This window comes from Streptomyces sp. NPDC001868 (genome assembly GCF_040297125.1).
Taxonomy (GTDB): Bacteria; Actinomycetota; Actinomycetes; order Streptomycetales; family Streptomycetaceae; genus Streptomyces.
This window is the reverse complement of sequence record NZ_JBEOYO010000020.1, coordinates 154,447-164,075: the sequence shown is the minus strand read 5'-3', so window position 1 is coordinate 164,075 and position 9,629 is coordinate 154,447. Positions and strand designations below refer to the sequence as shown.

General features: G+C 72.0%; 7 protein-coding genes, 1 tRNA gene, 1 other RNA gene and 2 pseudogenes. 7 read left to right on the top strand and 4 right to left on the bottom strand.

Features of this window, described 5'->3' with window-relative positions; all coding sequences use genetic code 11:
• On the bottom strand, positions 1-1,744 hold a 1,744-nt coding region (locus ABT147_RS24030), incomplete at its 3' end, for a DNA polymerase III subunit gamma and tau (protein WP_351409407.1).
• 85 nt (positions 1,745-1,829) lie between these two features.
• Positions 1,830-1,926: signal recognition particle sRNA small type (ffs, locus tag ABT147_RS24025), an RNA gene on the bottom strand.
• A gap of 119 nt (positions 1,927-2,045) precedes the next feature.
• Here ffs and ABT147_RS24020 point away from each other — a divergent pair.
• The 4 genes and pseudogenes from ABT147_RS24020 (at position 2,046) to ABT147_RS24000 (ending at position 5,075) form a co-directional block, all read left to right on the top strand.
• A tRNA-Ser gene (locus ABT147_RS24020) sits at positions 2,046-2,133 on the top strand.
• 566 nt (positions 2,134-2,699) lie between these two features.
• Entirely contained in the window at positions 2,700-3,824 is a 1,125-nt protein-coding gene (locus ABT147_RS24010; RefSeq protein ID WP_351409405.1) for a 4Fe-4S binding protein, read from the top strand.
• A gap of 40 nt (positions 3,825-3,864) precedes the next feature.
• Positions 3,865-4,297, top strand: a pseudogene (locus tag ABT147_RS24005) (ABC transporter); the annotation flags it as partial.
• Between the two features lie 208 nt (positions 4,298-4,505).
• The gene (locus tag ABT147_RS24000; protein ID WP_351409403.1) at positions 4,506-5,075 is read left to right on the top strand and encodes a TetR/AcrR family transcriptional regulator; all 570 of its coding nucleotides are present in this window, start codon (positions 4,506-4,508) and stop codon (positions 5,073-5,075) included.
• Between the two features lie 185 nt (positions 5,076-5,260).
• On the opposite strand, the pseudogene ABT147_RS47370 reads toward ABT147_RS24000, so the two are convergent.
• Positions 5,261-5,371: pseudogene (locus tag ABT147_RS47370) on the bottom strand (hypothetical protein); the annotation flags it as partial.
• 119 nt (positions 5,372-5,490) lie between these two features.
• Here ABT147_RS47370 and ABT147_RS23990 point away from each other — a divergent pair.
• Positions 5,491-6,306, top strand: coding sequence for an oxidoreductase (locus ABT147_RS23990; protein ID WP_351409434.1), 816 nt, complete (start codon positions 5,491-5,493; stop codon positions 6,304-6,306).
• A 207-nt stretch (positions 6,307-6,513) separates the two neighbouring features.
• Here the strand turns inward: ABT147_RS23990 and ABT147_RS23985 are convergent, their stop codons facing one another.
• A complete protein-coding gene (locus ABT147_RS23985; protein WP_351409432.1) occupies positions 6,514-6,957 on the bottom strand; it encodes a hypothetical protein in 444 nt (147 codons plus the stop codon).
• A 689-nt stretch (positions 6,958-7,646) separates the two neighbouring features.
• Here ABT147_RS23985 and ABT147_RS23980 point away from each other — a divergent pair.
• Positions 7,647-8,132, top strand: coding sequence for a cation:proton antiporter regulatory subunit (locus tag ABT147_RS23980; protein ID WP_351409401.1), 486 nt, complete (start codon positions 7,647-7,649; stop codon positions 8,130-8,132).
• Positions 8,133-8,139: 7 nt separating this feature from the next.
• Positions 8,140-9,543, top strand: coding sequence for a cation:proton antiporter (locus tag ABT147_RS23975; protein ID WP_351409398.1), 1,404 nt, complete (start codon positions 8,140-8,142; stop codon positions 9,541-9,543).
• Positions 9,544-9,629: the final 86 nt, after the last annotated feature.

Genomic DNA, 9,629 nt, shown 5'->3' with positions numbered 1-9,629 from the left:
GGGGGGGGGCCGGGGGGGGGGGGGGGGGGGGGCGCCGGGGGGGGGGGCGCCGGGGGGGGGGGGGGGGGCGGGGGCGGGGGGGGGGGGGGGTCCCGGGTGCGGAGCCGCCACCGGCGGGGGCGGCCGTCGGCCATCCGCCTGGCCGGCGCCCGCTGCCGGCGGCGGCCGGGGTGGGCCAGGAGCCGGGGGCGCCCTGCGTGCTGGCGGGCTGGGCAGGGGGGGTGGGGCTCGCGCCCGGGGTGGCGGTGGGCCCGGGAGGAGTCGGGGGCGGGGCGGGCTGGACAGCCTCCTGGGGGGCGGCCGGGGGGGCCGCGGCGGGGCCTGGCTGTCCGCCGACGGGGCCCCCGGCACCGTACGCGTCGGAGGCGCCTCCGCCCCCTGTCCCTGGGCCCGTCCCCCGAACCGCGGCCCGAGCCGCCGCGGGGCCGCCGCCGGGCGGGACCTGCGCGGCCTGCGGAACGTGGGGCGCCTGCGGGGCCTGCGGGGCCTGCGGAGGCATGCCCATGGGTGGGGCGGCCGCGCCCCCGTGCGCCTCGGGTCCGGGCACGTACCCCATGGCCGGGCCGGCGCCGCCGCCCGAGAAGTTCACCCCGCGTTCCAGACGGTCCAGGCGGGCCATGACGGAGCGTTCGTCACCGTAGGTGGCGGGGAGGAGTACGCGGGCGCAGATCAGTTCGAGCTGGAGGCGGGGCGAGTTGGCGCCGCGCATCTCGGTGAGGCCTTCGTTGACGAGGTCGGCGGCGCGGCTCAGCTCGGCGGCGCCGAAGACGCCGGCCTGGGCCCGCATCCGCTCCAGGACCTCGGTGGGGGCGTCGATGAGGCCCTTGTCGATGGCGTCCGGCACGGCGGCCAGGATCACGAGGTCCCGCAGCCGCTCCAGGAGGTCGGCGACGAACCGCCGCGGGTCGTTGCCCCCCTCGATGACCGTGTCCACGACCTCGAAGGCCGCGGCGCCGTCCCCCGCCGCGAAGGCCTCGACGACCGAGTCGAGCAACGACCCTTCCGTATAACCGAGCAGCGACGTGGCCATGGCGTACGTCACACCCTCGTCCGTCGCGCCCGCCAGCAGCTGGTCCATGACGGACATCGAGTCACGCACGGAGCCGGCCCCGGAGCGCACGACCAGCGGGAGGACGCCCTCCTCGACCGGGATCTTCTCCTTGCCGCAGACCTCGCCGAGGTACTCCCGGAGCGTGCCGGGGGGGACGAGCCGGAACGGATAATGATGCGTACGCGACCGGATCGTGCCGATGACCTTCTCGGGCTCGGTGGTCGCGAAGATGAACTTGAGGTGCTCCGGCGGCTCCTCGACGACCTTCAGCAGCGCGTTGAAACCGGCCGACGTGACCATGTGGGCCTCGTCGATGATGTAGATCTTGTACCGGCTGCCGGCGGGCCCGAAGAAGGCCTTCTCGCGCAGCTCACGGGCGTCGTCCACACCACCGTGCGAGGCCGCGTCGATCTCGATGACGTCGATCGAACCCGGTCCGTTCCGCGCCAGGTCCTGGCAGGACTGGCACTCACCGCACGGCGTCGGTGTGGGCCCCTGCTCGCAGTTCAGACACCGGGCGAGGATCCGCGCGCTGGTCGTCTTCCCGCAGCCACGCGGCCCGCTGAACAGGTACGCGTGATTGACCCGGTTGTTCCGCAGCGCCTGCTGCAGCGGGTCGGTGACATGCTCCTGCCCGATGACCTCGGCGAACGACTCCGGGCGATAACGGCGGTACAGCGCGAGAGACGACACGCATACGAGGTTATAGGCGCCCACTGACAACACGGACCGCCACGGACTCGGTCCGGGCCCCGGCCTGGGCGGAAAGGCCCTGGACGCACAAGACCCCTCACGCACCCGCCAGAGCCAACCTACCCTTGCTGCCTTCCGGCCCTGGGGGAGTTCAGTCAGATAGCGCCGCGTGAGGGGCTGAGCCCAGCCTACCCGATCCCGGACGGCCCCCGACCCGCCTCCCCACCCCTCCCTCCCGCCTCGCTCCCCCGCCCTCGAACGGGTTCGCAACCACCCTCCGACGTCATGTAATGTTCCTGGCGGAGGATTCGCCTAGAGGCCTAGGGCGCACGCTTGGAAAGCGTGTTGGGGGCAACCCCTCACGAGTTCGAATCTCGTATCCTCCGCCAGTGCCTCACCGGGCACGATGTCGAAGGGCCCCACCGTTCGCGGTGGGGCCCTTCGTCGTGTGTGGTCTTACATACGCGCACCTGCCCTGCCCGCCCGCCGGCACGCTCCCCCGCCGGGTACATCTCCGTGCAGGAGGCGGCGCGGGAAAGCGGCCAGGTACGGCGACAGCCGTCACAGTCGGCGGCCGGGCACGTCCCCGCCGGGATCGTCGGCCGCACGATCGCCGTGGTGATCCGTTTGCCCACGGGTTCGCGGTGGACCGCGAAGCTCTGGCCGACCGCCATGACGATCTCCAGCCCGTGCCGGCCGATCCGCAACAGGTCAGGCGGGTGTCCCCGCCGGGGTGCGCCGTGGGTCTCGTAACGGCCCGGTCGGCTCTCCGGCCCGGGGTTTGGTTGTGCGGGTGGGCGAGGGGAGTGATGTCGCTGTTCGACTCAGCAGCTTCCGCGGATCGGGCGGCTCGCAGCTCGGGCTTGCGTGAGGAAACCGATCAGTTTACGGTGGTGAAACTGATCGGTTTCTCGCTGTGCAGGCGAGTCTCGAACCCGAATCAACAGGAGCACCGATGACTGCCGCGCGCGACACCGAGGGGCGACCGACGGGTCCCAGGCTTCCGGCGAAGCTGGCCGCCCACCCATCGGTCCAGGCCGTAATCGCCCGGCGCGGGGCCGGTGACGTCACGCGCCCGCCGGCGGTGATCGACGCGGCCTGGCTGCGGGAACTGTGCCTGGCGGCCGGCGCGGACGACGCGGCCGCGGTCAGCCTGGACCACCCGGACCTGGCCGGCGAGCGCGAGCACGTACAGTCCGCGCTGCCCGGCACCCGCACCCTGATCGCGATGGCGGTCCGGATGAACCGCGACAACTGCCGCTCCCCCGCCCGCAGTGTGGCCAACCAGGAGTTCCACCAGACTGACGAGCAGGCCAACCACGCCGCCCGCAGTGTCACCCAGGCGCTCCAGGACGCCGGTTACCGCGCGCTCAATCCCTCTGTCGGATTCCCCCAGGAGATGGACCGCTTCCCCAGCGAGCGGATCTGGGTGGTGGCGCACAAGACGGTCGCGGTGGCCGCGGGGCTCGGCGTGATGGGCCTGCACCGCAACGTCATCCACCCGAAGTTCGGCAGCTTCGTCCTGCTCGTGACCGTCCTGGTGGACGCGGAGGTGAGCGCGTACGGGCAGGCGCTGGACTACAACCCCTGCATCGACTGCAAGTTGTGCGTCGCCGCCTGCCCGGTCGGCGCCATCAGCAAGGACGGGGCATTCGACGCGCTGGCCTGCACCACGCACAACTACCGCGAGTTCATGAGCGGGTTCACCGACTGGGCGCAGACCGTGGCCGACAGCGAGGACGCCGCCGACTACCGCTCGCGGGTCACCGATTCCGAGAGCGCCTCCATGTGGCAGAGCCTCAGCTCGCCGCCCGGCTACAAGTCCGGCTACTGCCTTGCCGTCTGCCCCGCCGGCGAGGACGTGTTGGGCCCCTACCTGGACGACCGCAAGTCGTTCATGGACACCGTGCTGCGCCCGCTCCAGGAGAAGACGGAGACGCTCTATGTCCTGCCGGGCTCCCATGCGCAGGAGTACGCCCGGCGCCGCTTCCCCCACAAGCCCGTCAAGGAAGTCACCGGCGGCTGGCAGCCCCCGGCGAAACGTTCCGCGTCACCCGACCGAGAGACACGTACGTCATGAGTGGCGTTCCCCCCTCCGACTTCACCTCCTCGGCCGCCGCGCCAACGTCATCAGCGGCCAGGTCGACCACGTCCTCGGCTACACCCACCACGACATGGGCCCACTGCGCCTGCACCGCCCGCTGATCCGGGCCACCCGCGTACAGACCCTCGCCATCAGCAGCACCCTCATGACCGGCCTGTCCCTGCTGATGGGCACCCTGGTCATGGCCGGCGCGGCCGGAGGCGCTGCCCGGCTTCTACCGCTTCCTCGCCGAGTTCGAGCCCCTGCGGCAGATCACCGGCGGCATCCGCTCGATCCTCTACTACGACGCCCAGGGCGACGCGGGCCTGACCCGGGGCTGGGTCATGATGGCCGTCGGCCTCCTGGTGGCCGTGCTGTTCGGCTTCGGCGTGCTGGGGTGGTACGACCGCAAGGGGTTGCATCGCATCCCGGTGGAGACGACGCCAGAGAAGAACGCGGTCCCGGCCTAGCGGAGGGTGCCCCCATAGCCCCACACCCCAGGACGGGGCCATTACCCGGGGTGGCGCCGATGTGTGCGCGTCGCCGGGGACTACTGGCCCGCACACCCTCAGGGCTCGGCGGCGGCCTTTCCGCCAGGCCGTCGCCGAGCCTCCGCCCGGACTTCACACCGAAAACCGATCAGTTTCTGTTCTGTCGAAATCGAGTTACCCTCGCAGCATGACCACCGAGGCGAAGCCCAGCCCCCGAGAGCGGCTGCTGAACGCGGCGGCCACGCTGACCTACCGAGACGGTGTCGGGATCGGCGTCGAGGCCCTGTGCAAGGCGGCTGGGGTGTCGAAGCGCTCCATGTACCAGCTGTTCGAGAGCAAGGACGACCTGCTGGCGGCGAGCCTGGAGCAGCGCGCCTCCGCCTACGTGGCGACGCTCCTGCCCGCGGCGGACGACCGTCTTTCACCTCGCGAGCGAATCATGCACGTCTTCGAGCAGGTGGAACGGCAGGCGGGTACGCCCGAGTTCCGAGGCTGCCAGTATCTGGCTGTCCAGATCGAGCTCAAGGATCAGAGTCACCCCGCGAGCCGGGTCGCCCATCAGGTCAAGGCGAACCTGACCGCCTTCTTCCGCGCCGAGGCCGAGCAGGGCGGGGCAAGCGATCCCGATCTGCTGGCCCGGCAGCTCAGCCTGGTCTTCGACGGCGCCAGCGCCCGCGCGGGGATCGGTGCGGACAAACTGACGGGGCTCATCGCGCCCACGGTGACCACCCTGCTCGACGCGGCAGGCGTGCGCTGACCCTCACCTGTCCAGAACGCCCCGTTACCGCCCGGCGCTCGGGGGAAGCCCCGTAGCCGCGAGCGCGTTGCCGAGCCAGGCGAGTGTCTTCCATGCCCCGCATCAAGGCGGCGACGAAGATCGCCTTTTTGCTTGTCCGGGAAGAGCCGGGAGAGATACGGCTGCGCGACGCCGACGCGCTTGGCGATCGCCGCGGTGGACGTGCCGTAGCAGCCCCTGAGCGCGAAGGCGGCGAGCGCCGCGCGAATGACGGTCTCACGCCCCTCCGGCGCCCTGATCCTGCCCCATGCCGTCATTCTGCGTTCTGCGTTCTGCGTTCTGCGTTCTGCGTTCTGCCCGCCTGAGCTTGCGCACGGAAACCGATCGGTTTACATTGATGGAAACCGATCGGTTTCTCGACGTGCGGGAGTCCATGATGACGACAGATCGGCCGGTGGCACTCGTAACGGGTGCGTCCTCCGGCATAGGCAGGGAAACCGCGCTCGCACTGGTCGCGGCGGGTTTCGACGTGGTCGGAACAGGCCGCGACACCTCACGCGTCACCCCGCTCAGCGGTGTGACGTTCCTCGACCTCGACGTGGTCAGCGAAACCTCGGTCACGGCGGTGGTCCGGGAGGTGCGCGAGCGGTTCGGGCGGATCGACGTCCTGGTCAACAACGCCGGCGTCGGCTCGATGGGGGCGGCCGAGGAAACCTCCCTCGCGCAGGCCCAGGGCATGTTCGACACCAATGTCTTCGGGGTCATGCGCATGGTGAACGAGGTCCTGCCGCACATGCGCGCTCAGCGACGCGGGCGCATCATCAACATCTCGTCCGTGCTCGGGTTCCTGCCCCAGCCCTACATGGCCGCCTACGCCGCCTCCAAGCACGCGATCGAGGGCTACACCGAGTCCCTGGACCACGAGGTCCGTGACCACGGCGTCCGGGCGCTCATCGTCGAACCCGCCTACACCAGGACCGGATTCGAGGCCAACAGCGCGAAGCCCGACACCCCCCTGCACGCCTACGCGCAGCAGCGAGAGACCGTCGACCGCGTGATGGCGGAGGCCGTCAGGAACGGCGACGCCCCCGCCGTCGTCGCCAAGGCGATCGTCGCGGCGGCGACCGACACCAAGCCGAAGCCGCGCTACACCGCCGGCCCTCTGGCCGCACGCGCGCGCGTACTGCGCCGCCTCGCTCCCGCCCAGGTCTTCGACAAGCAGATCCGCAAGATGAACAAGCTGACCGGCTGACGCGCGGGCGCTCCCCCGCCCTTCTGGTCGGATCACCAGTTGGGGAGATAGGCACGGCAAGTCAGTCAGACCATGGTCCGGTCCACCACGGCGCGTCGGGGACGCCGGGGGCGAGCAGGGCGGTCGTGGCGGGGTGGTGGCGGGCGTCGTACGGCCGATACGGAGGCATCGGGGCCGGGTCGGTGAGGCCGGGTCAGTGAGGCCGGGTCAGTGGGGCGGGGGCCAGTCCGGTGGTTCTGGGGTGGGTGGGGGCTGGGCCGTGGTGAGGCGGCGGTAGGCGGCGCGGGCCTGGAGGAGGCGGGCGAGGGTCGTGCCGGTGAGGGCCGCGGTGAGGAGGCAGACCAGCCAGAAGGTGTCGCGCGGGTTGGTCCAGGTCAGGACGCCGGCCGGTGGGATGGCGAAACCGTTGAGGAAGAGCCAGCACAGGGCAGCCGTGCCCGGGGCCGCGGTGAAGCGGGCGTACCCGCCCAGGAGCGCGGCGAGCAGGGACAGCGCGACCAGGGCCAGGCCAGGGCGGTCCGTGCCGACCAGCGCGATGTGGACGGCCACCAACGCCATCGCCCCGCCGAAGGCCGTGGCCCACACCAGGGGGGTGGCCACGGGCTGGGGGACCGGGCGGGGGCCACTCCCCAGAGACACCCACTGGATCACGGACACGCTCCGGGGGTCTCGGGCACGCGTGCTGCGGGGGGTGTGGCGGGTTTGGCGGGTGCGGGTTCGCCGGGAAGCTCGGGTCCTCCGAGGGGCGTGCGGCCCCCGGGGCACGTGGGACCCCCAGGGGGCGGAGGGCCCTCTGCTCCGGGGGGAACGGGTATCTCCGCGGCGTGCGGGTTGGGGCTGGGGTCGGCGACGCCTGCGCCACGGCCGGCCAGGACGCCCGCGCCACCTCCGTCGGGGGTACCCGCGCCACGGGCCGTTGGGGCGGCCCCTCTGCTGCCGATGTGGCCCTCCGCTCCGTGACGGTTCGCCAGGTACCCCACTTCACGGGCCGCCAGGGCAGTCTGACCGCTGGTCAGCAGGGCAGACAGGCCACTCGACGTCGGAGCAGGCGCGCGCCTCGCCACCAGGGCAGCCGGACCGCTAGCCGCCGGCGCCCCCGTTTCATGCCCGGGCAGGGCGCTTGCGGTTGCGGTTGCGGTTGCGGTTGCCGCAGGACGTGTGGAGGCGGCCGTTGGGGGCATGGTGGGGGTCCTTTCGGTCAGCCCTCGGGGCCGGGGTGGTTGAAGGGGGATTGTTCCATCGGGGGGCCGGGCTCGCGGGCGGCGGCTGGATTTCGGGTCTCGTTAGGGTGGCACCGACGGTTGTCCGACGACATATCCGAATCAGACAGGGGGCCAGCCGTGGGTGCTCCGCGCCTCAGTAGTACGCCGTTGCCGGGGATCGGGGTCCGTTACGACCTCACGACCAGGGAACAGCGGCGGATCTCGGTGGTCGCCCACCGGGACGGTGCGCGGACGTTGAGCGCGTACCGGCAGGACGATCCGGACGCGTGTGCGCTGTCGGTGCGGCTGACCTCGGGGGAGGCGACCGCCCTCGTCGACGCGCTGACACCCGACCACCACAGCCCGAACCTGTTGTCCACCACGGAGTTGGGGCTCGTCGCGGAGCGGATCGAGCTGGCGTCGACGTCGCACTGGAACGGGCGCGTGCTGGGCGACACCCGGATGCGGACCGAGACGGGCGCCTCCATCGTGGCCGTACTGCGCCGGGCCGAGGCGATTCCGTCGCCGACGCCGGACTTCCGGCTGGCCGGCGGTGACACGCTCATCGTGATCGGCACCCGGGAGGGTGTGGAGACGGCCGCGGCGATACTCGGGCGGGAGTGAGCGGAACATGTACTTCTCCGCGGCTCCGGCCTTCCTCCCCCAGGCCACCGGGCAGGGCGGCACCGGACAGTCCGCCGCGCACCTCCTCGCCCAGTCGTCCTCCACCCACTCCTCCGCCGTCTTCCTGGTCGAGTTCGGCGCGATCATCCTCGGGCTGGGGCTGCTGGGGCGGTTCGCCGGGCGGTTCCAACTGTCGCCGATACCGCTCTATCTGCTGGCCGGGCTTGCCTTCGGGGAGGGCGGGCTGCTGCCCCTGGGGGCCAGTGAGGAGTTCGTGGCGATCGGCGCCGAGATCGGCGTGATCCTGCTGCTGCTCATGCTCGGCCTGGAGTACACGGCGACCGATCTCGTCTCCAACCTCAAGACCCAGTACCCGGCCGGCCTCGTCGACGCCACGCTCAACGCCCTGCCCGGCGCCGCCATGGCCCTGCTCCTCGGCTGGGGACCCGTCGCGGCCGTCGTACTGGCCGGCGTCACCTGGATCTCGTCCTCCGGGGTCATCGCCAAGGTGCTCGGCGACCTCGGGCGGCTCGGTAACCGTGAGACGCCCGTCGTGCTCAGCATCCTGGTGCTGGAAGACCTCTCCATGGCCGTCTACCTGCCGATCGTCACCGCGCTGCTGGCCGGGGTCGGTCTCGCGGCGGGCAGCGCCACCCTGGCCATCGCGCTCGGTACGGCCGGGGTCGTCCTGCTGGTGGCGGTGCGGTACGGCCGGCACATCTCCCGGTTCGTCTCCAGCGACGACCCCGAGAAACTCCTGCTCGTCGTCCTGGGCGTGACGCTCGTCGTCGCCGGGCTCGCACAGCAGTTGCAGGTGTCTGCGGCCGTGGGGGCGTTCCTGGTGGGCATAGCCCTGTCGGGCGAGGTCGCCGAGGGCGCGCACAGTCTGCTGGCGCCGCTGCGGGATCTGTTCGCCGCCGTGTTCTTCGTCTTCTTCGGGCTGCACACCGACCCCGCGAGCATTCCGCCGGTACTGGTGCCCGCGCTCGTACTGGCCGTCGTCACCGCGCTGACGAAGATCGCCACCGGGTACTGGGCCGCGCGCCGGGCCGGGATCTCGGCCAAGGGGCGCTGGCGCGCGGGCGGCACGCTGGTCGCGCGCGGCGAGTTCTCCATCGTCATCGCCGGCCTCGCCGTCACCGCCGGCATCGAACCCTCCCTCGGCCCGCTGGCCACGGCGTACGTCCTGATCCTGGTCATCGTCGGCCCCCTGACCGCGCGGTGGACCGAGCCGGTGGCCATGTCGATCACCGGCCGCCTGCGGGGGCGGCGGGCGACGGCCGGTCCGGGAGAGGGGGGCACGCCGTCCCCGTCCCCATCCCCGTCCTCTCCTTCTCCCGCTCCCTCTCCCCCGGCTTCGGCGGGAGCACACGAGGCCTTGGACGAGCGGAACGCGGCGGATCGGGCCTGAGGGGGGGCGGCGCGGGCGGGGGTCTCACGCCGTCCGGGCGGGCAGATGGATGCGTGGGCACGCCGACTTCCGCGGGCGGGGCAGTA